The organism is Allobosea sp. RAF48 (assembly GCF_052114025.1).
Taxonomy (GTDB): Bacteria; Pseudomonadota; Alphaproteobacteria; order Rhizobiales; family Beijerinckiaceae; genus Allobosea.
In genome coordinates this window covers 16,635-40,166 of the sequence record NZ_JBFRDZ010000026.1, presented here as the reverse complement: position 1 = coordinate 40,166, position 23,532 = coordinate 16,635, and the positions used below count along the sequence as shown (strand labels likewise).

The 23,532-nt window shown below is 67.2% G+C and carries 22 protein-coding genes; 19 read left to right on the top strand and 3 right to left on the bottom strand.

Going from position 1 to position 23,532, the window contains the following annotated elements; all coding sequences use genetic code 11:
* Positions 1 to 24: 24 nt before the first annotated feature.
* From AB4Z10_RS28295 to trmB, 13 genes are all read left to right on the top strand, one after another.
* Complete coding sequence (locus tag AB4Z10_RS28295) at positions 25 to 519, top strand: universal stress protein (RefSeq protein WP_441473729.1); 495 nt, start codon at positions 25 to 27, stop codon at positions 517 to 519.
* Between the two features lie 186 nt (positions 520 to 705).
* A complete protein-coding gene (locus AB4Z10_RS28290) occupies positions 706 to 1,266 on the top strand; it encodes a NifU family protein (RefSeq protein ID WP_441473728.1) in 561 nt (186 codons plus the stop codon).
* 54 nt (positions 1,267 to 1,320) lie between these two features.
* On the top strand, positions 1,321 to 2,004 hold the full coding sequence (gene tsaB / locus AB4Z10_RS28285; protein ID WP_441473727.1) for a tRNA (adenosine(37)-N6)-threonylcarbamoyltransferase complex dimerization subunit type 1 TsaB: 684 nt from the start codon (positions 1,321 to 1,323) through the stop codon (positions 2,002 to 2,004).
* Between the two features lie 104 nt (positions 2,005 to 2,108).
* Positions 2,109 to 2,552 (top strand): GNAT family N-acetyltransferase, encoded by a 444-nt coding sequence (locus tag AB4Z10_RS28280; RefSeq protein ID WP_441473726.1) that lies wholly within the window; start codon positions 2,109 to 2,111, stop codon positions 2,550 to 2,552.
* Positions 2,553 to 2,630: 78 nt separating this feature from the next.
* The gene (locus AB4Z10_RS28275) at positions 2,631 to 3,431 is read left to right on the top strand and encodes a lysophospholipid acyltransferase family protein (protein ID WP_441473725.1); all 801 of its coding nucleotides are present in this window, start codon (positions 2,631 to 2,633) and stop codon (positions 3,429 to 3,431) included.
* 107 nt (positions 3,432 to 3,538) lie between these two features.
* Positions 3,539 to 4,918 carry a tRNA (N6-isopentenyl adenosine(37)-C2)-methylthiotransferase MiaB gene (gene miaB, locus AB4Z10_RS28270; protein WP_441473724.1) on the top strand — a complete coding sequence of 460 codons (1,380 nt, stop codon included), beginning with the start codon at positions 3,539 to 3,541 and terminating at the stop codon, positions 4,916 to 4,918.
* A 144-nt stretch (positions 4,919 to 5,062) separates the two neighbouring features.
* Positions 5,063 to 6,244 carry a PhoH family protein gene (locus AB4Z10_RS28265; RefSeq protein ID WP_441473737.1) on the top strand — a complete coding sequence of 394 codons (1,182 nt, stop codon included), beginning with the start codon at positions 5,063 to 5,065 and terminating at the stop codon, positions 6,242 to 6,244.
* On the top strand, positions 6,241 to 6,822 hold the full coding sequence (gene ybeY, locus AB4Z10_RS28260; protein WP_441473723.1) for an rRNA maturation RNase YbeY: 582 nt from the start codon (positions 6,241 to 6,243) through the stop codon (positions 6,820 to 6,822). The genes AB4Z10_RS28265 and ybeY overlap by 4 nt, the downstream gene beginning before the upstream one ends.
* Complete coding sequence (locus AB4Z10_RS28255; protein ID WP_441473722.1) at positions 6,819 to 7,808, top strand: hemolysin family protein; 990 nt, start codon at positions 6,819 to 6,821, stop codon at positions 7,806 to 7,808. Before ybeY ends, AB4Z10_RS28255 begins: the two co-directional genes overlap by 4 nt.
* Complete coding sequence (lnt, locus tag AB4Z10_RS28250) at positions 7,808 to 9,400, top strand: apolipoprotein N-acyltransferase (RefSeq protein WP_441473721.1); 1,593 nt, start codon at positions 7,808 to 7,810, stop codon at positions 9,398 to 9,400. The genes AB4Z10_RS28255 and lnt overlap by 1 nt, the downstream gene beginning before the upstream one ends.
* Positions 9,401 to 9,529: 129 nt before the next feature.
* On the top strand, positions 9,530 to 9,943 hold the full coding sequence (locus AB4Z10_RS28245; RefSeq protein ID WP_441473720.1) for a helix-turn-helix domain-containing protein: 414 nt from the start codon (positions 9,530 to 9,532) through the stop codon (positions 9,941 to 9,943).
* Between the two features lie 156 nt (positions 9,944 to 10,099).
* The gene (gene metK, locus AB4Z10_RS28240) at positions 10,100 to 11,305 is read left to right on the top strand and encodes a methionine adenosyltransferase (protein WP_441473719.1); all 1,206 of its coding nucleotides are present in this window, start codon (positions 10,100 to 10,102) and stop codon (positions 11,303 to 11,305) included.
* A 193-nt stretch (positions 11,306 to 11,498) separates the two neighbouring features.
* Positions 11,499 to 12,194 (top strand): tRNA (guanine(46)-N(7))-methyltransferase TrmB, encoded by a 696-nt coding sequence (gene trmB, locus AB4Z10_RS28235; RefSeq protein ID WP_441473718.1) that lies wholly within the window; start codon positions 11,499 to 11,501, stop codon positions 12,192 to 12,194.
* On the opposite strand, the gene AB4Z10_RS28230 is transcribed toward trmB, so the two are convergent.
* Positions 12,169 to 13,257: a DUF2336 domain-containing protein gene (locus AB4Z10_RS28230; RefSeq protein ID WP_441473717.1), complete on the bottom strand. Its 1,089-nt coding sequence runs from the start codon at positions 13,255 to 13,257 to the stop codon at positions 12,169 to 12,171. The two genes, trmB and AB4Z10_RS28230, sit on opposite strands and share 26 nt — an antisense overlap.
* A 217-nt stretch (positions 13,258 to 13,474) precedes the next feature.
* Here AB4Z10_RS28230 and rimP point away from each other — a divergent pair, with 217 nt between their 5' ends.
* The 6 genes from rimP to truB all read left to right on the top strand — a co-directional run bounded on the left by rimP (position 13,475) and on the right by truB (position 20,841).
* Positions 13,475 to 14,170 carry a ribosome maturation factor RimP gene (gene rimP / locus AB4Z10_RS28225; protein ID WP_441473716.1) on the top strand — a complete coding sequence of 232 codons (696 nt, stop codon included), beginning with the start codon at positions 13,475 to 13,477 and terminating at the stop codon, positions 14,168 to 14,170.
* A gap of 5 nt (positions 14,171 to 14,175) precedes the next feature.
* Complete coding sequence (gene nusA / locus AB4Z10_RS28220; protein ID WP_441473715.1) at positions 14,176 to 15,768, top strand: transcription termination factor NusA; 1,593 nt, start codon at positions 14,176 to 14,178, stop codon at positions 15,766 to 15,768.
* Between the two features lie 14 nt (positions 15,769 to 15,782).
* Entirely contained in the window at positions 15,783 to 16,475 is a 693-nt protein-coding gene (locus AB4Z10_RS28215; protein WP_441473714.1) for an RNA-binding protein, read from the top strand.
* The gene (gene infB / locus AB4Z10_RS28210; protein WP_441473713.1) at positions 16,472 to 19,309 is read left to right on the top strand and encodes a translation initiation factor IF-2; all 2,838 of its coding nucleotides are present in this window, start codon (positions 16,472 to 16,474) and stop codon (positions 19,307 to 19,309) included. Before AB4Z10_RS28215 ends, infB begins: the two co-directional genes overlap by 4 nt.
* A gap of 136 nt (positions 19,310 to 19,445) precedes the next feature.
* A complete protein-coding gene (gene rbfA, locus AB4Z10_RS28205) occupies positions 19,446 to 19,904 on the top strand; it encodes a 30S ribosome-binding factor RbfA (RefSeq protein WP_441473712.1) in 459 nt (152 codons plus the stop codon).
* Complete coding sequence (truB, locus tag AB4Z10_RS28200) at positions 19,894 to 20,841, top strand: tRNA pseudouridine(55) synthase TruB (RefSeq protein WP_441473736.1); 948 nt, start codon at positions 19,894 to 19,896, stop codon at positions 20,839 to 20,841. The genes rbfA and truB overlap by 11 nt, the downstream gene beginning before the upstream one ends.
* Positions 20,842 to 20,964: 123 nt before the next feature.
* On the opposite strand, the gene hemA is transcribed toward truB, so the two are convergent.
* Positions 20,965 to 22,176, bottom strand: a complete 1,212-nt coding sequence (gene hemA / locus AB4Z10_RS28195) for a 5-aminolevulinate synthase (protein WP_441473711.1) — start codon at positions 22,174 to 22,176, stop codon at positions 20,965 to 20,967.
* Positions 22,177 to 22,257: 81 nt separating this feature from the next.
* Positions 22,258 to 23,517, bottom strand: coding sequence for an allantoate amidohydrolase (locus AB4Z10_RS28190; protein ID WP_441473710.1), 1,260 nt, complete (start codon positions 23,515 to 23,517; stop codon positions 22,258 to 22,260).
* Between the last annotated feature and the right edge of the window lie 15 nt (positions 23,518 to 23,532).

The window sequence follows — 23,532 nt, the reverse complement described above, 5'->3', positions numbered from 1 at the left end:
CTCAAGCGGCGGCAGGACAGTTTCATGGTCAAGAAACGACGGTCCTACGAGACGGGCCATCGGCCGAAGTTTCTCGCGGTGGTCGACGATACCGAGGAATGCGCCAAGGCGATTCGCTTCGCCGCACGCCGCTGCGCCCGCCTCGGTGCGGCGATCGTGCTGCTCGCCGTGGCTCCGCCGCCCGAGCACGAGACCTGGCTCGGCGTCGGCGACGTGATGCGGGCGGAAGCCGAGGCCGAGGCCGAGAAGCGGCTCGACGCGGCTGCTGTCGCGGTACGGACGCTCGCCGGCCTCGAGCCGGAGCGCGTCGTGCGTATCGGCGACAAGGCCGGAGAGCTGGTCAAGCTGATCGAGGAGGACGAGGACATCTCGCTCCTGGTGCTCGCCGCTGGCACGGGGCGTGACGGCCCGGGCCCGCTGGTCAGCGCGCTCGCCGGCAAATCCTCGGCGAGCTTCCCGGTTCCCGTCGCCATCGTGCCGGGGCATCTGGAGGACGAGGAAATCGACGCGCTCGCCTGACCGTCATAGTGAGCGCAGCGAAGCAATCCAGGGGGGCTGCGTGAGACGTTCAACCCAGTCCTCCTGGATGGCGTCGTCGCTTTGCTCCTCGCAATGACGGCGCCCTTCGTGCTGGAATGATTCCAGTGACGCGCTTATATCGAGACTAGGAACGGCGACCTTGAACCGCCGGTACCGGAGGTATCAATGTTCATCCAGACCGAAGCGACGCCGAATCCGGCGACCTTGAAGTTTCTGCCCGGCCGCATCGTCATGGGCAGCGGCACGCTCGACCTGCGTGACGGCGATGACGCCGCCCGCTCGCCGCTGGCCCAGCGCCTGTTCGGTGTTTCCGGCGTTTCCGGCGTCTTCCTCGGCTCGGACTTCATCACCGTCACCAAGTCGGAAGGCGAGTGGCCGCATTTGAAGCCGGCGATCCTCGGCGCGATCATGGAGCACTTCATGTCCGGCGCTCCGGTGCTGGCCGAGAATTCCGCCGCCGATCTCGACGAGGAAGGTGAGTTCTTCGCTCCGGAAGATGCCGAGACGGTCGATACGATCAAGGATCTGCTCGAAACCCGCATCCGCCCGGCGGTGGCCGGCGACGGCGGCGACATCACCTTCCGCGGTTATCGCGACGGCACGGTCTATCTCGTCATGAAGGGTGCCTGCTCGGGCTGCCCTTCCTCCACCGCGACGCTCAAGCACGGCATTCAGAACCTGCTGCGCCATTTCCTGCCGGAAGTGCGCGAGGTCGAGGCGGTTTGAGCTGGCCAGGGGATGAGCGCGTGACCGGCCGGGCTTTCGCGGAATGAAGATCTGATGCGCATTCTCGCGATCGATACGGCGTTGGGGGCCTGCTCGGCCTGTGTCCTGGAGGCCGGTGAGACCGAGCCGCTGGCGCACGAACAGCTCGCGATGGACCGCGGCCATGCGGAGGCGCTGATGCCGCTGGTCGAGCGGGTGATGAAGGCCGTCGACGGCGGCTTTTCCTCGCTGGGCCGCGTCGCGGTCACCGTCGGTCCCGGCAGCTATACCGGGCTGCGGGTCGGGGTCAGCGCGGCCCGCGCCATCGCTTTCGCGGCCGGCATCCCGGCCGTCGGTGTCACCACAGTCGCCGCCTGCGCCGCCCCGCTGATCGGCCGCGAATCCGGCCGCGTCATCGCGGCGGCGCTCGATGCCAAGCACGGCCAGGTCTGGTTCCAGGCGCTGACCTCGGAAGGCAAGCCGCTCGTTTCGCTCCGGCAGGTCAGCTATCGCGACGCGGCACGTGCCATCGGCGCCGGCCCCGTCAGCCTCGTCGGCTCCTCGGCGCTGGCCGTCGCCAACGAGGCCTGGGCGATCGGTCTCGACGCGGTGGTCGTCGACGATACGAAGGCGCCGGACATTGCCTGGGTTGCGCGCCTCGGCCTGATCGCCGATCCGGAGACCGCGCCGCCGCGTCCCCTCTACCTGAAGGCGCCGGAGACGACGCCGCAGGACAAAGCCCGCCTGCCGCGCCGGTGAACGCCTCCTCCAAATGGTGGTTGCCGAAACATCAATCCGTGCGAACAAACGGCATGGATTGGCTGCGCAAGCTTCTGCACCCTGATTCGGCGCCTGCGCGTACGATGCGACTCGATGCCGGCTACGCCCGGCAGGTCGCGATCCTGCACCATCAGGGCGGCTTCGCGCGTGGCTGGGAGCCGGCCGAATGCGCCGCGCTGATCGCCGATGCCGGCGTCGCCGCCGATGGCGTCTTCGGCAGGAGCAGCGATCCGGCTGGCTTTGTGATGTCGCGCAAGGCGGCCGACGAGGCCGAGATTCTCAGCATCGTGGTCTCCCCCGCCAGCCGGCGCGACGGCCTCGGCCGCGCCCTGCTCTCGGCTCACCTTGCCAGGCTCGCGGAGGATGGCGTCGCGCACGTCTTCCTCGAGGTCGAGGAAGGCAATCTGGCCGCGGAGCGCCTCTATCGGCATTTCGGCTTCCGCGAGGTCGGCCGCCGCAAGGGGTATTACCCCAAGGCCGATGGCAGCCGCGCCACCGCGATCGCGATGCGCCTCGATCTCACGTGACTTTGCTGAATAATCGCGCCATTGACGCGCTCCGACCAGCGAAATGTTCTCCCTGCCGATGACCGGACCCGTCCGCGCATGAAAGACCTCCGCGTCGGTGCGCTCTTTCGCCTTGCCCTGCTCATCGGCGGCACGTTCGGGCTCGTCCTGTTCCAGCTCGTCGTGATGCGGGTCGCGCCGAAATACCGCGGCGTCCTGCCGTTGCACTTCCATCGCCTGACCTGCCGGTGCCTGGGCGTGCGCCGCCGGGTCAGGGGGCTGCCGCCGCCGGCCGGGACAGGGGCGCTGATCGTCGCCAACCATGTCTCCTGGCTCGATATCGGTGTCCTCGGCGCCGAGCGTGAGCTGGCCTTCGTGGCGAAGAGCGAGGTCGGCCAATGGCCCGTGGTCGGCTTCCTCGCCAATCTCCAGCGCACGGTCTATATCGACCGGCAACGTCGCGGTGCGACCGCAGGTGTTGCCGCCGCGATGGGCGCCCGCATCGCCGCCGGAGAGGAAGTTGTGCTCTTCGCCGAGGGCACGACCAGTGACGGCACGCGCATCCTGCCCTTCCGCTCCTCGCTGCTTGGCGCGGCGCATCAGGCCATGGGCGACATCGAGACGGATGTCACGGTCTACCCGCTGACCATCACCTATACAGGCTGGCAGGGGCTGCCGGGGGGGCGCATCGAGCGCGCTGCGCTTGCCTGGTACGGCGACACCGAGCTCTGGCCGCATCTGAAGCTGGTGCTGGAATGCGGGGCGATCGATGTCGAGCTGGTCTGGGGTGAACCGATCGTGATGGGCCGCGCGATGTCGCGCAAGGCTGCGACGCGACGGGCGGAGGATGCGGTACGCGCGGCGCGGAACGAGGCCGTCACGGGCCGGCCTGCCGTCTGAGACGGGTTGGCGCACGGCTTGCCTGTTGCGATGTCAGTGAAGCCGGGCCGTTTCCAAGGCGCCCGATCCGCAGTAAAGAAAACGTTTTGGAGACCCGATCCGCGACGATGAAGAAAGTCCATATCAAGTCCTTCGGATGCCAGATGAACGTCTATGACGGGCAGCGCATGGCCGACATCCTGAGCCACCAGGGCTATGAGGAAACGGCAACGCCGGAGGGCGCGGATCTGATCCTGCTGAACACCTGCCATATCCGTGATCGCGCGGTGCAGAAGGTCTACTCCGAGCTCGGCAAGCTGCGCGACATCAAGAACGCCCAGGCGGCCGAGGGGCAGGAGACGAAGATCGTCGTCGCCGGCTGCGTCGCCCAGGCCGAGGGCGCCGAAATCCAGCATCGCCAGCCTGCCGTCGATCTCGTGGTCGGGCCGCAGGCCTATCACCGCCTGCCGGAATTGCTGGCCGAGGCAACGAGGAAGCGGGTCGTCGACACCGACCTGCCGATCGAGGACAAGTTCGGCTTCCTGCCGGCGCCGAAGCCGCAGATCATCCGCGCCCGCGGCGTTTCCGCCTTCGTCACGGTCCAGGAGGGTTGCGACAAGTTCTGCGCCTTCTGTGTCGTGCCCTATACCCGCGGCGCCGAGTTTTCGCGCCCCGTCGCCCAGGTTCTCGCCGAGGTCGAGCGTCTTGCCGAGGCCGGCGTGCGCGACGTCACGCTGATCGGCCAGAACGTCAACGCCTATCATGGCGAGGGACCGGATGGGGCGGTCTGGGGTCTGGCGCGGCTGATGCGCCGCGTTGCCGAGGTGCCGGGCATCGCCCGCATCCGCTACACGACGAGCCATCCGCGCGACATGGACGATGACCTCATCGCCGCCCATCGCGACCTGCCGCAGGCGATGCCCTTCCTGCATCTGCCGGTGCAGGCCGGATCGGACCGCATCCTCGCCGCGATGAACCGCAAGCACACCGGCGACGAGTATCGTCGCCTGATCGAACGCATCCGCCAGGCGCGTCCCGATATCGCGCTCTCGTCGGATTTCATCGTCGGTTTCCCCGGCGAGACCGACGCCGATTTCGAGGATACGATCCGTCTGGTCGACGAGATCGGCTTCGCCTCGAGCTATTCCTTCAAGTACTCGCCGCGCCCCGGCACGCCGGCGGCCGAGCTCGACGCACAGATTCCGCGCGCGGTGATGGATGAGCGCCTCTACCGGCTGCAGGAGCGCATCGAGCATCACCGCCAGGCTTTCAACGCCGCGATGGTCGGGCGAACTGTGGATGTCTTGCTGGAGCGGGCCGGCCGCCATCCCGGTCAGCTTGCCGGAAAGTCACCGTATCTGCAGGCTGTGCAGATCGAGAGCGAGACGAATCAGATCGGCGACATCGTCCAGGTGACGATCGAGCGTGCGGGTTCCAATTCGCTCTTCGGCCGGCTGGCGGAAGCAGGGCGGACGGATGGAACGGGTGGAAAGGACATGGCCGCTTGAGCGCGCTGCGGTTCGTGCCCATCTCCTGCTGGAAGGCTCTCGCCTGTCATCAGGCTGAGATTGTTGCGTTCGGATATGCTGCGAGACGACCCGGCCGGGCGCTCCTGCCCGACGGGAACGGGCGCAAAAGCCCTCTCTACGGAGATGACGCATTTGGCACAGGCTGATTCGACGACGCAAAGACCCGACCGGACCCCGCGACGCGAGGTGTCGCCAGCCCGCCCCGAGGGCGCGGGCCGCGACGGGTTGCCGGCCACCGAGGTCGTGCTGTCCTTCGATGACAACCGCCTCGCCAGCCTTGTTTTCGGCCAGTACGACCAGAATCTCGCTCATCTCGAGCGCAGGCTCGGCGTCGTGGTCAATCCCAACGGCAACCACGCCACGGTGAAGGGGCCGCGCGAGACCGCCGAGCAGGCGGGCCGCGTCCTGAAGACGCTCTACGCCCGCGCCAAGGCCGGCGCCTCCGTCACCCTCGGCGAGGTCGATGGTGCCATCGAGGAGAGCAATATCCAGCGCTCGCTCTTCCCGGCGGCGGATGTCGGCAAGGCCTCCTTCGATGCCGTGGTCACCCGCAAGCGCGGACCGGTCAGGGCGCGCAACGCGGCGCAGGACGCCTATCTGCGCCAGCTCAAGCGTCACGAACTGGTGCTCGCGGAAGGCCCGGCAGGCACCGGCAAGACCTGGCTCGCGGTCGGTCACGCCGTCTCGCTGATCGAGCAGGGCGTGGTCGAGCGCATGATTCTGTCGCGCCCGGCGGTGGAGGCGGGCGAGCGGCTCGGCTTCCTGCCCGGCGACATGCGCGAGAAGGTCGACCCCTATCTCCGGCCGATCTATGACGCGCTCAACGATTTCATGGAGGCGCGCCACGTCGAGCGCGGTCTCCAGACCGGCATGATCGAAATCGCGCCGCTCGCCTTCATGCGCGGCCGTACCTTGAGCAACGCCGTCGTGCTGCTCGACGAGGCACAGAACGCCACCTCGATGCAGATGAAGATGTTCCTCACGCGCCTCGGCGAAGGCTCGCGCATGATCATCACCGGCGATCCCTCCCAGATCGACCTGCCGCCGGGCCAGCGCTCCGGGCTCGTCGAGGCTGTGAAGCTGCTCAAGGACGTCGACGGCGTCGGCTACGCCCGCTTCGAGGAGGGGGATGTCGTCAGGCATGAACTGGTGCGACGCATCGTCATGGCTTATGAGACGGCGTCGCGCCATGAGCGCGAGGAACGGGAGGAGCGCTTGCGCAATCCCGATTCGCCCGCGGATTTCCACCGCGAGGGCGACAGCGAAGGGCTGAAGCGGATGTTGGCGCGGGAGCGGCCGCGATGAATGATCGACCTCGCGGGCGGCGCTCGGCGCCGCGACCCGAGACGATGTCACTCGATCTCGATCTGAGGGCTCAGTCGCGCCGGTGGCAGGCCGTGGGCAATCTCGCGAGCCTGCGGGCAGTGATCAGCGAGGCGCTGGCCGCGGGCCTTGCCGTGGCGCCGCGCAAGCCCATGGCGGGGGCCGAGCTCAGCCTGTTGCTGACCGACGACAAGCGCATCCGCACCGTCAACCGCGACTGGCGTGGCTTCGACAAGGCGACGAACGTGCTGTCCTTCCCGGCGGCCCCGCCGGAACGCATTTCGGCCAGCCCGCTGCTCGGAGACATCGTTATCGCCTTCGAGACGGTGGAGCGCGAAGCCCGGGCGGAAGGCAAGGACATCGCCGACCATCTGCGCCATCTGGTCATTCATGGCCTGCTGCATCTGCTCGGCGAGGATCATGAGACCGACGACGAGGCGCGCCGCATGGAAGCCCTCGAAGTCGAGGCGCTCGCCAGCCTCGGCATCGCCGACCCCTATGCCGATGGCGAGCTCATCGCCGCGCCGGCCCCTTCCAGCATACAGTCCCCGCAGCCATGAGCGACGACAGTCGACAATCCCAGTCTGAAACCAATGGCCGCGGCTTCGGCCATTGGCTCGGCCAATTCCTCGAACGTCTCGGCCTGCGTGCCGGCGGCACGGCGCGTGAAGAGATCGTCGAGGCCCTGGCCGAAGCGAACGGCGAGCTCGCCGATATTTCCGCCCAGGAGCGTGCGATGCTCAGCAATGTGCTGAGCCTGCGCGAGCGCCGTGTGAGCGACGTCATGATCCCCCGCGCCGACATCGTCGCCGTGCCGGCGGACGCGACGCTGGACGAATTGCTCGCGCATTTCCGGACTGCCGGCCATTCGCGCCTGCCGGTCTTCGACGATACGCTCGACGATCCGCGCGGCATGGTCCACATCCGCGACTTTCTGGAATATATCGCGGAGAAGGCCCGCCCCGAAGGGGACGAGCCTTCCGAAGACGGAAGCAAGCTTGCCGTCCCGCACGACCTTGCCGCGGTCGACCTGACGCCACCGCTCTCGGCGACGAAGCTGTTGCGACCGGTGCTCTATGTTCCACCCTCGATGCCTGCGGTCGATCTTCTGGTCCGCATGCAGGCGACGCGCACCCACATCGCGCTCGTCATCGACGAATATGGCGGCACCGATGGACTGGTCTCGATCGAGGATCTGATCGAGATCGTCGTCGGCGACATCGAGGACGAGCACGATCTCGAGGAGATCCCGATCGCACCGACCGGCGAGGGCAGCTTCGCCGCGGATGCGCGCGCGACGCTGGAGGAACTCAAGCGTGCGACCGGCGTCGATCTCTCTCGGAACGAGGTGGCCGATGACATCGACACGCTGGGCGGTTTGATCGTGACCTTGGCCGGGCGTGTTCCGGCGCAGGGCGAGATCGTCGAAGGGCCGGAAGGGCTGACCTTCGAGATCCTCGATTCCGATCAGCGCCGCGTGAAGCGCCTGACGATCCATCGCCGCAGCCAGACGGCCCCCGAAGAAACGGCGATGGAGCCTGGCTGATGCGCGTAGCGGGGCTTGCGGAAGCCGTCATTCTCGCTTGGGGATGGCGCAAGCGGCTCATTGCGCTTTTCGCGGGAGCAAGCGGTGCGCTTGCCTTGCCGCCCCTCGATCTCTGGCCGCTCGTCATTGTCCCGATGACAGTGGCGGTCTGGCTCCTTGACGGTGCGGTTGGCACCACTGCCGTCGGCCGCTTCCGTGCAGCCTTCGCTGCTGGCTGGTGGTGGGGCTTCGGATTCTTCCTCGCCGGATTGTGGTGGCTCGGCGCCGCCTTCCTCGTCGAAGCCGACAAATTCGCCTGGGCGATGCCGTTGGGGGTCGTCGCGCTGCCGGCTTTTCTGGCGATCTTTCCGGCCCTGGCTTTTGGCGCCGCTCGCCTGTTCTGGCCCGAAGGAGCCCGGCGCATTCTCGTCCTGGCCGCAGCGCTGGCGATGAGCGAATGGCTTCGCGGCCATGTGCTGACCGGCTTTCCGTGGAACGTCTACGGCATGATGCTGGCGGGGGAGATCCATCTCGCCCAGTTCGCTTCGCTCGCAGGCCTGTACGGCCTGACGCTGCTCGCTGTCGCCATTGGTGCAGCGCCGGCGGTGATCGGCACGGCCAAGACGCCGGCTGGTCGGTGGGTGGCTCCGCTGATCGCGCTGGCCGCTGTCGCGGCGTTATTCGGTTTTGGCGTCTGGCGCATCCCGTCCGGTCCGTCGCCGGTCGTGGCGGGCGTGAAGCTCCGGCTCATGCAGCCCAACCTGGCGCAAGACGCCAAGTTCAACGGCCGCAACGGCGAAGCCATTCTCAACCAGTATCTCGCGCTGAGCGATCGGGCGACGAGCCCGACGACGCCCGGCCTGCAATCGGTCACGCATCTGATCTGGCCGGAATCCGCCTTCCCCTTCCTGCTGGGCCGCACGCCGGGTGCGCTGTCCCGCATCGCGGCCGCCCTGCCGCCCGACGTGACCCTGATCACGGGCGCCGCGAGGGCTGGCGAAATGCTGCCGGGAGAGGGCAGGCCGCCGATCTACAATGCGATTCAGGTCGTCAACGACGAGGGCGTCATCGTCGCGAGCTACGACAAGCTCCATCTGGTCCCCTTCGGCGAGTATCTTCCGCCTTTTCTCGATGCGCTGATCCGCCGCGTCGGACTCTCCGAATTCGTTTCCGTTCCCGGCGGGTTTGCAGCTGGAACGAGCCGGGCGCCCCTTGCGGTCAAGGGACTTCCCGTAGCGGCTCCGCTGATCTGCTATGAGGCCGTTTTTCCGGGAGAGGTCGCTCCGCGCGGGCCCCGCGCAGGTTTTTTCCTGAATGTGACCAATGATGGCTGGTTCGGCCAGACCAGCGGCCCCTATCAGCACTTTGCCCAGGCGCGGCTGCGCAGCGTCGAGGAAGGCCTGCCGCTCGTCCGGGTCGCCAATACCGGTATCTCCGGGGTGGTCGATGCCTATGGCCGGGTCGTCGCGAGCCTGCCTCTGGGCGTGGAGGGCGTACTGGATGCCCCACTCCCGCGCAGCGGGCCGGTGACACCCTATTCCCGGGGTGGGGATGCCGTTTTCGCCGGCATGCTGCTCGTTTTTTTGATGCTTTCTCGCTTCAAAAAAAGCTGATCATCCCATTTGGAACAAATTTTGCGAGAAAGAGTGGACCGTCCGTGACGGCTATAATACACCAACGTTTCCGCGCCGACCAGGATGGCGGCTCCTGGTCATGACGACTGACGTAAGAGCAGGTTAATCATGATCAAGAAAGTCCCCAACCCGGTCGACAAGCATGTTGGTAGCCGCGTCCGCATGCGTCGAATGCTTGCCGGTATTAGCCAGGAAAAGCTGGGTGACGCACTGGGTCTGACCTTTCAGCAGGTTCAGAAATACGAGAAGGGTTCTAATCGAATCAGCGCGAGCCGTCTGCAGCAGATTGCCAAGATGCTCGACGTGCCGGTGTCCTTTTTCTTTGATGGCGCGCCCACGGGCGACATGCCGGCTGGCGGTTTCGCCGATTCCGCGGCGACGGCATATATTTCGGACTTCCTCGCGACCAGCGAAGGCGTGCAGCTCACCAAGGCCTTCACGCGCATCAAGAACGGCCGCGTCCGGAGGCGGATCATCGATCTCGTCGAGGCGCTGGCCGAGCAAGACACTGAAAATGCGTGATTCCGAGGTGTTTTCGTTCGTTTTGACGAACGTGCCTTTCTATTAACGGATTTTTCCACTTGACGCCGAACGCGTCCGCTGCGATGACGGCGCGTTTGTTGAGGCTGGTGTCATGCGCCAGCCTTTTCCATGTGCTGATTCAGGGATCCTCCGACCGTGTCACGCCAGAATTATCTGTTTACCAGCGAGTCCGTCTCCGAGGGACATCCCGACAAGGTCTGCGACCGCATTTCCGATGAGATCGTCGATCTCTTCTTCAAGGAAGCGGCAAAGGCCGGCTACGAGCCGTCCAAGGTCCGCGTTGCGGCCGAGACGCTGGCGACCACCAACCGTGTCGTGATCGCCGGCGAGGTCCGCACCCATCTCGACGAGAAGCAGATCAAGTCGAAGGTGAAGTCGGCCGCCCGCAAGGCGATCCGCAACATCGGCTACGAGCAGTCCGGCTTCCACTGGAAGACCTGCAAGATCGACGTGCTGCTGCATCCGCAGTCGGCCGATATCGCGCAGGGCGTCGACGAGGCCGGCAACAAGGATGTCGGCGCCGGCGACCAGGGCATCATGTTCGGCTACGCCAGCCGCGAGACGCCCGAGCTGCTGCCCGCCCCGATCTACTACGCCCACAAGATCCTCGAGACCCTGACGCTTGCCCGCAAGAAGGGCGAGGGCGACGCCGCCAAGCTCGGCCCCGACGCCAAGAGCCAGGTCACGGTCAAGTACGAGAACGGCAAGCCGGTCGGCGTCACCCAGATCGTGCTCTCGACCCAGCATCTCGACGAGTCGCTGAGCTCGGCCGACGTCCGCAAGATCGTCGAGCCCTATATCCGTGAGGCCCTGCCGGAAGGCTGGATCTCGAAGGACACCGTCTGGCACATCAACCCGACCGGCAAGTTCGTGATCGGCGGTCCCGACGGCGACGCCGGCCTTACCGGCCGCAAGATCATCGTCGACACCTATGGCGGCGCAGCCCCGCATGGCGGCGGCGCCTTCTCCGGCAAGGATCCGACCAAGGTCGATCGTTCGGCGGCCTATGCGGCGCGCTACCTCGCCAAGAACGTCGTCGCGGCCAAGCTCGCCGACCGCGCCACGATCCAGCTCTCCTATGCCATCGGCGTCGCCAAGCCGCTGTCGATCTATGTCGACCTGCATGGCACCGGCAAGGTCGACGAGGCCAAGCTCGAGGACATCCTCGGCAAGCTCGTCGATCTGTCGCCGAACGGCATCCGCAACCATCTCGGCCTCAATAAGCCGATCTACGCCAAGACCTCGGCCTATGGCCATTTCGGCCGCAAGGCCGGCCGCGACGGCTCCTTCTCCTGGGAGAAGACCGATCTCGTCGACGCGCTGAAGAAGGCCGTCAACTGAAACGACCTCGCCGGGTCATGAGCGAGAAGGCCGGGGTCCACCCGGCCTTTTTCTTTGACTTGATGGATGAGGTCGCTGAAACACCGCCGTCATCGCGGGCGTGACGCGGGATCCGTCGGAGGTCTCCGGATCTCCGCGTCGCTGCGTCCGGAATGACGGCGCTCTATCGGATAATGCGGTACGAACACGGATCATGACCCACGACCCCGACCACGACGAAAGGGCTTTCTACGGCCGCCGCAAGGGCAAGGCGCTGCGCGACGGCCAGAGCCACCTGATCGAGCACACCCTGCCGCGGCTGCGCTTGCCCGAGGGCGAGATCGCCGATCTGAAGGCGCTCTTTCCCGGGCCTGTCGAGGCCGTGCGGCTCGAGATCGGCTTTGGTGGCGGCGAGCATCTGCTGATGCGGATGCGCGAGAGCCCGCAGATCGGCTTCATCGGGGTCGAGCCATTCATCAACGGTATGGCCAAGTTCCTCGCCGTCGCCGAGCGGGAGGGGCTGACGAATATCCGCGTCTGGGACGACGATGCCGCTTTGCTACTGCCGCGTTTCCCGGCTGGCAGCCTTGATGCGATCGACCTGCTCTATCCCGATCCCTGGCCGAAGCGCCGCCAGCGCAAGCGTCGCTTCGTCTCAGAGCACACTCTCTCCTTGTTCGCGCGCGCGCTTCGTCCCGGCGGCCGCTTCCGCTTCGCCAGCGACATCGACGATTATGTCGGCTGGACGCTGTCGCGGCTGCTGGTCTCGCCCGATTTCGACTGGACGGACGAGCGGCCGGGAGACTGGCGCACGCCCTATCCCGGCTGGATTCGCACCCGCTACGAGGCGAAGGCGGTTCGCGAGGGCCGCATCTCCAGCTATCTCACGGCTTTGCGTCGCGCATCCTGAGGAAGCCGAGCACGCGCTGAGCCGTGCTCTGGGCGAGGTTGCGGAAGCTTTCGCGGGCGCGATCAAGGGCGGCTTGCGATTTGCCGAAGTCCTTGCGCAGCGAGATCAGGGCTGCCGTCGTTTCCCAAGACCAGCCGAGCCCGCGCGCGACGATCAGGACGGCCTCCCTGTCGCTGCCGAGGATGACCTGCTCGCTCGCCGGCAGGCCGAGCTGCGCCAGCACCGCGACGGCGCAGGTGGCGTGCTCGGTCGCGCCCTGCCGCGCGAAATCGCGCACCTTGGCCTCGTCGAGCAGCCCGGCTTCGTTCAGCTCGCGGATCTCGACGAGCGCGGCGCTGATGGCGCCCAGTTCGCCGGGCATCTGGCCGCCGGCCGCGATGGCGTCGGCGCCGCGTTCGACCGCACCGTCGACGTCCCCGGCCAGCGTCGGCTCCAGGCTCTCGCTCAGGCGGCGGCGTGCGGAATTCTTGGCGGCGGTCATCAACTGCCCAACCAGCTCCGGCGGGATATCGCGCCGCAAGCCGAGTGTCGCCTGGAGTGCATCGTCTTGGGCCGCGCGCATCACCAGAACGCCCATTCCATGACGCGAGAACCGCGCCGTCTGATTGGCTGCAACCGCATGGGTGACGACCCGTCCGCCGCGCAGGATCAGGAAATCGGTGACGGGCTCCCCGAGATCGGGCCGCTCGGTGATGGCGAGCATGTGGTCGCGGCCCTTGGCTGCCGACACCGCGACAAGATCCTGGTCGGTCAGCCGCGGCGACTGCACCAGGACGGGGCGCGCCACCGCGATCTCGTCGAGGGCGAGTTGGCGCACGACGCCGCTCGGCGCGTTCGGCACAGGCGAAATCCGTTCCGAGAGCTCGATCCGGGCGCGCAGCTCGATGGCTCGCGACAGCCGCCCGATGACCGCGTCGAAGACGCCGACCTGCTGTTCGTCCATGTCGGTCGCCGTGGCGAGGAAGAGATCCGTCAGGCGTGACAGGATGACGGCGCGCTCGTCACCCGAGCCGCGTGCCATCGTCGCCTCGAGATCCCGCAGCAACGTTGCGACCGTACTCATACTCTGTCCTCGACCGCTATCCCGTCGGCCAGACTGGCAGGCAAGGATGACCATTGGGTTATCGCCAACGCTCGGAGCTTGCATATCGGGGCGATGCGGACTAAATAGCGGCCAACAGCTCTGGTATCGGTTAACGCCGATGATCAAGAGCGGGCCGGCCGGCCCGCTCTTTTTTATTGGCCGCAACCCGCCGGAGGCAGACGGGACGGCCCGGACCATGAACGAACCAAGCGAACCGACAGCAGCGCCCAATCAGGAAGCGCGCCTCGTCGTCGAGAACGGCGTGGCTGCGCGCGTCGCCGCGATCGTCGAGCCGGCGATCGCCGATCTCGGCTATCGGCTGGTGCGCGTGCGCGTCACTGCTCAGAACGGCTGCACCGTGCAGATCATGGCCGAGCAGCCGGACGGCTCGATGACCGTCGAGGGCTGCGAGGAGATCAGTCAGGCGATCTCGCCGGCGCTGGACGTCGACGATCCCATTCAGGCGGCCTATCATCTCGAGATCTCATCGCCGGGGATCGACCGGCCGCTGGTGCGCGCGAGCGATTTCGAGCGCTGGGCCGGCCACCTCACCAAGATCGACACGAGCGAGCCGGTCGCGGGCCGCAAGCGCTTCCGCGGCATCCTGCGCGGCGCTTCCGGTCAGGACGCTCTGCTGACGCGGGACGACGCCAAGAGCGAGGAAGAGCGCGACGTCGCCATTCCGATGCGGCTGATCGCCGAGGCCCGGTTGGTGTTGACCGATGCGCTCGTCACCGAATCGCTGCGTCGCGGCAAGTCCGGCCTGCCGCCGGAGATGCCTGCCGCCGATGAGATCGCCGGCCCGAAGAAGGGCCGAGGGAAATCGCTGGGACCGCGGCCGGGCAAGACCGGCAAGACGGCCCCGCAGAACAACGACACTGAAGAGGAGTGAGCGTCATGGTCGTCAGCGCCAACAGGCTCGAACTGCTGCAGATCGCCGACGCAGTCGCGCGCGAGAAGTCGATCGATCGCCAGATCGTCGTCGACGCCATGCAGGATGCCATCGCCAAGGCCGCCCGCTCGCGCTACGGCGCCGAGACCGACGTCCATGCCGAGATCAGCACCAAGACCGGCGAGCTGCGCCTGGCCCGCCACCTCCAGGTGGTCGATACCGTCGAGAATCCGGCGGTCGAAATTACCGTCGACGAGGCCAAGCGGCACAACCCGGCCGCCCAGGTTGGCGACGTCATCGCCGATCCGCTGCCGCCCTTCGATTTCGGCCGCATCGCGGCCCAGTCGGCCAAGCAGGTCATCGTCCAGAAGGTGCGCGAAGCTGAGCGCGACCGCCAGTACGACGAGTACAAGGATCGCATCGGCGAGATCGTCAACGGCGCGGTCAAGCGCGTCGAATACGGCAACGTCTTCGTCGATCTCGGCCGTGGCGAGGCGATCATCCGCCGCGACGAGATGATCCCGCGCGAGACCTTCAAGGTCGGCGATCGCGCGCGCGCCTATGTCTACGATGTGCGCCGCGAGCCGCGCGGTCCGCAGATCTTCCTCTCGCGCACCCATCCGCAGTTCATGGCCAAGCTCTTCGGCCAGGAAGTGCCTGAGATTTATGACGGCATCGTCGAGGTGAAGGCGGTCGCCCGTGATCCGGGCTCGCGCGCCAAGATCGCGGTCATCAGCCGCGATTCCTCGATCGATCCGGTCGGCGCCTGCGTCGGCATGCGCGGTTCGCGCGTGCAGGCCGTGGTCGGCGAACTGCAGGGCGAGAAGATCGACATCATCCCGTGGTCGCCGGACGTTGCGACCTTCGTCGTCAATGCGCTGCAGCCGGCCGAGGTCGCGAAGGTGGTGCTTGACGAGGAAGCCGACAAGATCGAGGTCGTCGTGCCGGACGAGCAGCTCTCGCTCGCCATCGGCCGCCGCGGCCAGAACGTGCGCCTCGCGTCGCAGCTCACGGGCTGGGACATCGATATTCTGACCGAGCAGGAAGAGTCGGAGCGCCGCCAGAAGGAGTTCGTGCAGCGCACCGAGATCTTCATGAACGCGCTGAACGTCGACGAGACGGTCGGCCAGCTGCTGGCCTCGGAAGGCTTCCGCAATGTCGAGGAGCTCGCCTACGTCGAACTCAGCGAGCTCGCCTCGATCGAGGGCTTCGACGAAGAGACCGCCGGAGAAATCCAGACCCGCGCGCAGGAACATCTCGCCACGATCGAGGCTGAGCTCGACGAGAAGCGTCGGGCTCTCGGAGTCGAGGACGCCTTGCGCGAGGTCGAGGGCATCACCACTTCCATGATGGTCGCGCTCGGCGAGAACGATGTGAAGACCGTCGAGGATCTCGCCGGCTGCGCCACCGACGATCTGGTCGGCTGGACCGAGCGCAAGGACGGCGAGTCGACTCGCCATGCCGGCTATCTCGATGGCTTCGATCTCTCCCGCCAGGATGCCGAAGCCATCATCATGGCCGCGCGCGTCCACGCCGGCTGGGTCGAGGCGCCGGCCGAGGAGCCTGAGGCGGAGGCCGGCGAGGAGGCCGAGGCCTGAGTGGAGCCCTCGCGGTGAAAGCGGCGGCGCAGAAGGAAGGGCCGGAGCGGAGCTGCGTCGTCACACGGGCCGTCAAGGCACCCGACGACCTGATCCGCTTCGTCGCCGGGCCGGACGGCGTGCTCGTGCCGGATCTGCGGCGCAAGCTTCCCGGACGCGGCGTCTGGGCGAGCCTCAGCCGCAAGACCGTTGCCGAGGCGATCAAGCGGAAAGCCTTCGAGCGTTCGCTCAAGGCGAAGGTCGCGGTTCCGGCGGATTTGCCGGATATTGTCGACGGACTGATGTACCGCGACACGCTGCAGGCGCTGTCGATGGCCAACAAGGCTGGGCTGGTTACCGCTGGCTTCGCCAAGGTTGAGGCGCTGATCGAAACCGGCCGTTGTCTTGCGGTAATCGCCGCGAGCGATGGCGCCGAGGACGGCAAGCGCAAGATCGGCCAGGCTGTCCGCCGGTTGGCGGCGGCTCGCGAGGCCGAGGGGCTCAAGGCCCGCGAATTGCCCGTCGTCGCGATTTTCGCGGCAGCGGATTTGGAATTGGCGTTGGGGCGCGCACATGTGATACATGCCGCGCTTGCTCCGGGACCAGCGGCCGAGGGCGTACTCTCGCGCTGGCGTCGGCTCGTCCGGTATCGGACGGACGATACCGCCGCATCCGACCCGAACGATATTGAAGACACGACCGAACCGGCAGGACCGAACGCGGAATGACCGATACCAAAAACCCGGGCGACAAGACTTTGACCGTCAACCCGCCCAAGACCCTGTCGCTGAAGCGGCCTGTCGAGCAGAGCACTGTTCGACAGAGCTTCTCGCATGGGCGTTCGAAGCAGGTCGTCGTCGAGGTCAAGCGCCGCGCCGCCGGTCACGAGGTGAAGGAACCGGTCGCGCCACGCGCTCCGCAGGCTCCTGCCCCGCAGGCGGCTCCGCAGCGCCCGGCTGCCCCGAGCCCGCAGGCTCCGCAGCGCCCGGCTGGCAGCATGCTGCTGCGCACCCTCTCCGACGAGGAGAAGGACGCCCGTCAGCGCGCTCTCGCCGAAGCGCGCAGCACCGAGGCCGAGGCGCGCCGCGTCGCTGAAGAGGAGGCACGCCAGCGCGCAGCCGCCATTGAGCGCGAGCGCCAGGAGCGCGATGCCGCCGCTGCCCGCCAGCGCCAGGAAGAGGATCGCCGCCGTCAGGAGGACGACCAGAAGCGTCGCGCCGAGAGCGCTGCTCGCCAGCGTGATGAGCAGGTTGTTCGCCCGGCTGCACCGCCCGCCGCTCCGCGCGAGGCAGCCCCCCCGGCCCAGGCGCCCGCGCCGCAGCCGACCCAGTATTACGGCCGTCCGGCCCCGTCCGGCCCGCGCGAGTTCACGCCGCGCTCGCCCGGTCCAGGTCGCGACGTTGGCGCGCGTCCGCCGCGGCTGGACTCCCGTCCGCCTCGTTCCGATTCGCCGCGTCCGCCGCGTGTGGATTCCTCGGCCCCTGCAGAGCCGGCTGTTGCTCGTCCGACCCGTCAGGCTCCTCCGTCGAGCGGCGCCCCGCGCAATCGCTCGGATGACGTCGATGTCAAGGCCGCGTTCCGCCGTCCCGGCCTGGGCGCCGGTGCCGGCCGCGGCCCCGCTCCGGCGGCGCCCAAGACTCCGAAGACCACCAACGACAAGCCGCGCGGTCGCCTGACGCTATCGACGGCGACCGGGAGCGAGGACGAGCGGACACGTTCGGTCGCCTCGTTCCGCCGGCGCGTGCAGCGCATGACCGGCCATCGGGCTTCGGACGTGCAGAAAGAGCGCGTGATGCGCGAGGTGATCATCCCCGAGACGATCACCATCCAGGAACTCGCGAACCGCATGACGGAGCGCGGCGTCGATGTCATCCGCCTGCTGATGAAGCAGGGCGCGATGCACAAGATCACCGACGTGATCGATGCCGACACCGCCCAGCTCATCGCCGAGGAAATGGGCCACACCGTCAAGCGCGTCGCCGAATCCGACGTCGAGGAAGGCCTGTTCGACACGCCGGATACCGACGAGACCCTGGAGTCGCGGCCTGCGGTCGTGACCATCATGGGCCATGTCGACCACGGCAAGACCTCGCTGCTCGACGCGATCCGCAAGACCAAGGTCGTCACCGGCGAGGCCGGCGGCATCACCCAGCATATCGGCGCCTATCAGGTGACGACCCCGCTGGGCAGCCAGGTGACCTTCATCGACACCCCCGGCCACGCCGCCTTCACGGCGATGCGCGCCCGCGGCGCCAAGGTGACGGACGTCGTCGTGCTGGTCGTGGCAGCCGATGACGGCGTCATGCCGCAGACGGCCGAGGCGATCCATCATGCCAAGGCGGCCGGCGTGCCGCTGATCGTGGCGATCAACAAGGTCGACAAGTCCGACGCCAACCCGGATCGCGTCCGCGCCGAACTGCTGCAGTACGAGATCCAGGTCGAGACCCTCGGCGGCGAGACCCTCGAAGTCGAGGTCTCCGCCAAGACCGGCCACAACCTCGACAAGCTGCTGGAAGCGATTGCGCTGCAGGCCGAGGTGCTCGATCTCAAGGCCAATCCCCATCGTCCGGCCGAAGGCACGGTCATCGAGGCCAAGCTCGACCGCGGCCGTGGCCCGGTCGCGACCGTGCTCGTCCAGCGCGGCACGCTGCGCACCGGCGACATCGTCGTGGCGGGTGCCGAATGGGGCCGCGTCCGCGCCCTGATCGCCGATACCGGCGCGCAGGTGAAGGAGGCTCCGCCCTCCATGCCGGTCGAGGTACTCGGTTTCAACGGCACGCCCGAGGCCGGCGACCGCGTTGCGGTGGTCGAGTCCGAGGCCCGCGCCCGCGAGATCACGGAGTACCGCGAGCGTCAGCGTCGCGATCGTCAGGCAGCCCGTGGCGCCGCCTCCGGCGCCGGCCGCTCGCTCGCCGAGATGATGCGCGAGCTCAAGGAGGGCGCTGGCCGCAAGGAGTTCCCGCTGGTCGTCAAGGGCGACGTGCAGGGTTCGGTCGAGGCCATCGTCGGCGCGCTTGAGAAGGTCGGCAACGACGAGGTTCGCGCCCGTGTGCTCTCTTCGGGCGTCGGCGCCATCACCGAGTCGGATGTCACGCTCGCCCAGGCTTCGGGCGCGGTCGTGGTTGGCTTCAACGTCCGTGCGCATAAGGAAGCGCGCGAGGCGGCCGACCGGGCCGGCGTCGAGATCCGCTACTACAACATCATCTATAACCTCATGGATGATGTGAAGGATGCGATGTCGGGCCTGCTGGCGCCGACCCTGCGCGAGACCATGCTCGGCAACGCGTCGATCCTCGAGATCTTCAACGTCTCGAAGGTCGGCAAGATCGCCGGCTGCCGCGTCACCGACGGCACGATCGAGCGCGGCGCCAATGTCCGCCTGATCCGCGACAACGTCGTGGTTCACGAGGGCAAGCTCGGTCAGCTCAAGCGCTTCAAGGACGACGCCAAGGAAGTTGTGGCCGGCCAGGAATGCGGCATGTCCTTCGAGAACTACCAGGACATGCGTGTCGGCGACGTGATCGAGTGCTATCGCGTCGAAGAGATCAAGCGCAGCCTCTGAGAATGGGGCGGCTTGTCCGGGCTTGACCCGGGCAGCCTATCCCTGTTCATCCGCGCTCCCATAGAGATGGCCGGGCCTCGTGCCCGGCCAATGACGTTGACCCGTCCATCCGGTCCGATCCCGGAAAACGAGAACCATGGCCAAACCTGCAAAACCTTCCGGCCCTTCCCAGCGGCAATTGCGCGTCGGCGAACTGATCCGCCATGCGCTGGCCGACATGCTCGCGCGCGGTGACATCCATGACGATGTGCTGGCAAAGCACGTCGTCACTGTGCCTGAGGTGCGCCTCTCGCCCGATCTGAAGCTCGCCACCGCCTACATCATGCCGCTCGGCGGGCAGGATATTAAGCCGGTGCTCAAGGCGCTCGAGGCCAATAAGCGCTATATGCGCGGTGAGATCGCCCATCGCGTGAACCTGAAATACGCGCCGGACATCCGCTTCCGTGCCGATGAGAGCTTCGCCGAGGCCGAGCGTATCGACGCTCTGCTCGATACCGATGCCGTGCGCCGCGATACGCAGGTCCAGCGCCTGAAGATCGACCAGGACCACGAAGACCAAACCTCCGAAGACGACCGCCGTGACGATGACCGCTGAGAATCCATCCGAAACCGTCCAGGATCAGGGCGCCGCTCCGGCGCCGCGTCCGAAGAAGCGCGACGTTCATGGCTGGGTCGTGCTCGACAAGCCGATCGGCATGACCTCGACCCATGCGGTCAGCGTCGTGAAGAGGGCTTTTTCCGCCAAGAAGGCCGGCCATGCCGGCACGCTCGACCCGCTGGCGTCCGGCCTGTTGCCGATCGCGCTCGGCGAGGCGACCAAGACAGTTCCCTTCGTCATGGATGGCCGCAAGGCCTATCAGTTCACCGTCTCTTGGGGCACGCAGACCGATACGGACGACACCGAGGGCCGGGTGATCGCGACCTCGGAGCAGCGTCCGGACGAGGCCGCCATCGCAGCCCTGCTGCCGCGTTTCACCGGCACCATCCTGCAGACCCCGCCGAAGTTCTCGGCGATCAAGATCGCCGGCGAGCGCGCCTATGACCTCGCCCGCGACGGCGAGGAGGTCGAGCTGCAGGCCAGACCCGTCGAGATCGATGCGCTGGCCATCGTCAGCCATGACGGCGCCACGACGACCTTCGAGGCCGAATGCGGCAAGGGCACCTATGTCCGCGCCATCGCCCGCGATCTCGGCCTTGCGCTCGGCTGCCTCGGCCATGTCGCGCATCTGCGCCGCACCCGCGTCGGCCCCTTCACGGTGGCTGAAGCGGCGAGCGTCGAGACACTGCGCGAAAGCCCGGAGAGCGCGCTGGCGGCCCTTCAGCCGGTCAAGGCGGCGCTGACGCTGATCCCGGAGATCGTGATCCACCGCGATGCCGCTGCCCGCATCAAGCGCGGCCAGAGCGCCCTGCTCCGCGGCGCCGGAGCGCCCATCGAGTTGAAAGCCGCCTATGCCACCTGCGCCGGCACGCTGATCGCGACCGGCTCGGTCGAGAACGGCGAATTCGTCCCGCACCGCGTCTTCAATCTCTGAGATTGTCGGTCTCGCAAGGCGTCATGATCGGGCTTAACCCGAGCATCTCGTGCCGGAGGAGGCTCCGGCGCCTTCTCGTCCGGAGATTCTCGGGTCTAGCCCGAGAATGACACCTCTGCAGCTTCAGGCCGCGCGCTTCAGCCCGTCCCGCGCCCAGATCGCGCCGAGCGCGGCGACCAGACGGTCGATATCGGCGTCGGAATGGAAGGGCGAGGGCGTGATCCTCAGCCGCTCCGTGCCGCGCGGCACGGTCGGATAGTTGATCGGCTGGACATAGATGTCGAAGCGCGCCAGCAACTCGTCGCTGATCGACTTGCAGGCCTTCGCCTCCCCGACCATCACCGGCACGATGTGGCTGGGATTCGGCAGATGCGGAATGCCCGCCGCGTTGAGCTTGCCGCGCAGTGCCGCGACGCGATCCTGCTGGCGCTCGCGCTCGGCCGAGCTCTCCTTGAGATGCCGGATCGCTGCGATGGCGCCCGCCGCCACCGCCGGCGGCAGAGAGCTGGAAAAGATGAAGCCGGAGGCGAAGCTGCGGATGAAGTCGCAGAGCGCGGCCGAACCGGTAATGTAGCCGCCGATCACGCCGAAGGACTTCGCCAGCGTCCCCTGGATCAGGGTCAGCCGGTCGGTGAGGCCGTCGCGCTCGGAGATGCCGCCCCCGCGCGGCCCGTAGAGCCCGACGGCATGGACTTCGTCGAGATAGGTCATCGCGCCGAATGCGTCGGCGATGTCGCAGAATTCCCTGATCGGCGCGATGTCGCCATCCATCGAATAGACCGACTCGAAGGCGATCAGCTTCGGCCTGTTCGGATCGAGCGCGGCGAGCTTGCGGCGCAGATCGTCAGGGTCGTTATGGGCGAAGATATGCTTCTCTACGCGCGAATGGCGGATGCCCTCGATCATCGAGGCATGGTTGAGCGCGTCCGTCAGGACGACGCAGCCGGGAAGCCTGGCTGCGAGCGTCGAGAGCGAGGCCCAGTTGGACGTATAGCCGGAGTTGAACAGCAGCGCCGCTTCCTTGCCGTGCAGATCGGCGAGCTCGCGCTCCAACAGGACATGGTAGTGATTGGTGCCGCCGATGTTGCGGGTGCCGCCTGCGCCTGCGCCGCAGCCATCGAGCGCCTCATGCATCGCGGCGAGAACCTTCGGATGCTGCCCCATGCCGAGATAGTCGTTCGAGCACCAGACGGTGACTTCGCGCGGCCCGCTCTCGCCGTGATAGGTGGCCAGCGGGAAGCGGCCGGCCTGCCGCTCCAGATCGACGAAGACGCGATAGCGGCCCTCGCGGTGCAGCCCCTCAAGTTCCCGGCGGAAGAAGTTCTCGAAATCCATGGCCAGCCTCCTGCGGCGCGCCTCTCCTAGGCCTTTCCGGTTTCTCGCGGAATGGCGCGCGGTGTCGCGGCTGGAATTCTTCTACTTTGACCGTTCGGCCAGTTCCAACAGCGTTTCGATCAAGACTTTGATAGCGATGCCGGCGTCTTCCTCGCTCATGTTCTCGAGCGGCGAATGGCTGATGCCTTTCTCGTTCCGCACGAACAGCATGGCCGCCGGCGCGATCGCCGCCATGGTCATGGCGTCATGCCCTGCACCGGACGGGAGCTTGCGGCCGGCGATATTACTGCCAGTCCTGGCGATGCCGGCCACGAAGGCGTCCTGCAGGCGCAGGTCCATCGGGACCGCATCGGCCTTCGCATAGGGCACGATCTCGAGCCCGACGCCGCGGCGTGCCGCGATCTCGGCAAAGCGGCTGCGGATCGCGGCTTCCATTGCTGCGAGCGTCTCGTTTTTCGGTGCGCGGAAATCGATGGTGAACTCGGCCGCACCGGGCACGACATTGGTCGCGCCGGGCTCGGCCCTGAGCACACCGACCGTTCCGACGGCGAGTTCATGGCCAGCCGCGATCTCCTCCAGCGCCAGCGCCATCTCGGCGGCGGCCGTCAGCGCGTCCTTGCGCAGCGCCATAGGCACGGTGCCGGCATGGCCGGCCTCGCCGGCGACGCGCACCCGGGCCCGGCTCTGGGCGTTGATGGCGGTGACGATGCCGACCGGCTCGTTCTCCGCCTCCAGCACCGGGCCCTGCTCGATATGGACTTCAAGATAGGCCTGGATCGATCCGGGCTTGCGAGCGAGGGCCGCGATGCCGTCGGGGTTTCCGCCGAAGGCGACGAGCGCATCGCCGAGCCTCACGCCCTCGCTGTCGCGCGCTTCCAGCCATGCCGGATTGTAAGCGCCCGCCAGGGCTTCCGAGGTCGACAGATGCGTCGGGAAGCGGACATTCTCCTCGTCGCCGAAACCCAGGATCTCGAGCGGGAACGGCAGGCTGATCCCTGCATCGCGCAGCGCCTGCGCCGCGAGGATGCCGGCGACGACTCCGAGGTTGCCGTCGAAGCGGCCGCCATCTTTGACCGTGTCGATATGAGAGCCGATCAGCACGGCGGGCGCGCCGGGCACCGTGCCCTCGCGCCGTCCCTGCACCGAGCCGGCGGCGTCGATGAAGGCGGTGAGCCCGGCCACTTCCATCGCGCCCTTGACCCATTCGGCCGCCTGCCGATGCGCCGGCGAGAGATAGAGCCGGGTCAGCTTGCCCGGCTCGTCGCTGAAGCGGTTGAGGCCGGCAAGCGCGGCAAAGGCGCGGGCACCGAGGACGGCGGCGGAAGGAAGCATCTGCGTCATGGCGCGAGGTTAGTG

Coding starts and splice junctions, on each gene's coding strand:
- AB4Z10_RS28295 (WP_441473729.1), top strand. CDS start 25: ATGGTCAAGAAACGACGGTCCTACGAGACGGGCCATCGGCCGAAGTTT.
- AB4Z10_RS28290 (WP_441473728.1), top strand. CDS start 706: ATGTTCATCCAGACCGAAGCGACGCCGAATCCGGCGACCTTGAAGTTT.
- tsaB (WP_441473727.1), top strand. CDS start 1,321: ATGCGCATTCTCGCGATCGATACGGCGTTGGGGGCCTGCTCGGCCTGT.
- AB4Z10_RS28280 (WP_441473726.1), top strand. CDS start 2,109: ATGCGACTCGATGCCGGCTACGCCCGGCAGGTCGCGATCCTGCACCAT.
- AB4Z10_RS28275 (WP_441473725.1), top strand. CDS start 2,631: ATGAAAGACCTCCGCGTCGGTGCGCTCTTTCGCCTTGCCCTGCTCATC.
- miaB (WP_441473724.1), top strand. CDS start 3,539: ATGAAGAAAGTCCATATCAAGTCCTTCGGATGCCAGATGAACGTCTAT.
- AB4Z10_RS28265 (WP_441473737.1), top strand. CDS start 5,063: ATGACGCATTTGGCACAGGCTGATTCGACGACGCAAAGACCCGACCGG.
- ybeY (WP_441473723.1), top strand. CDS start 6,241: ATGAATGATCGACCTCGCGGGCGGCGCTCGGCGCCGCGACCCGAGACG.
- AB4Z10_RS28255 (WP_441473722.1), top strand. CDS start 6,819: ATGAGCGACGACAGTCGACAATCCCAGTCTGAAACCAATGGCCGCGGC.
- lnt (WP_441473721.1), top strand. CDS start 7,808: ATGCGCGTAGCGGGGCTTGCGGAAGCCGTCATTCTCGCTTGGGGATGG.
- AB4Z10_RS28245 (WP_441473720.1), top strand. CDS start 9,530: ATGATCAAGAAAGTCCCCAACCCGGTCGACAAGCATGTTGGTAGCCGC.
- trmB (WP_441473718.1), top strand. CDS start 11,499: ATGACCCACGACCCCGACCACGACGAAAGGGCTTTCTACGGCCGCCGC.
- AB4Z10_RS28230 (WP_441473717.1), bottom strand. CDS start 13,257: ATGAGTACGGTCGCAACGTTGCTGCGGGATCTCGAGGCGACGATGGCA.
- rimP (WP_441473716.1), top strand. CDS start 13,475: ATGAACGAACCAAGCGAACCGACAGCAGCGCCCAATCAGGAAGCGCGC.
- nusA (WP_441473715.1), top strand. CDS start 14,176: ATGGTCGTCAGCGCCAACAGGCTCGAACTGCTGCAGATCGCCGACGCA.
- infB (WP_441473713.1), top strand. CDS start 16,472: ATGACCGATACCAAAAACCCGGGCGACAAGACTTTGACCGTCAACCCG.
- rbfA (WP_441473712.1), top strand. CDS start 19,446: ATGGCCAAACCTGCAAAACCTTCCGGCCCTTCCCAGCGGCAATTGCGC.
- truB (WP_441473736.1), top strand. CDS start 19,894: ATGACCGCTGAGAATCCATCCGAAACCGTCCAGGATCAGGGCGCCGCT.
- hemA (WP_441473711.1), bottom strand. CDS start 22,176: ATGGATTTCGAGAACTTCTTCCGCCGGGAACTTGAGGGGCTGCACCGC.
- AB4Z10_RS28190 (WP_441473710.1), bottom strand. CDS start 23,517: ATGACGCAGATGCTTCCTTCCGCCGCCGTCCTCGGTGCCCGCGCCTTT.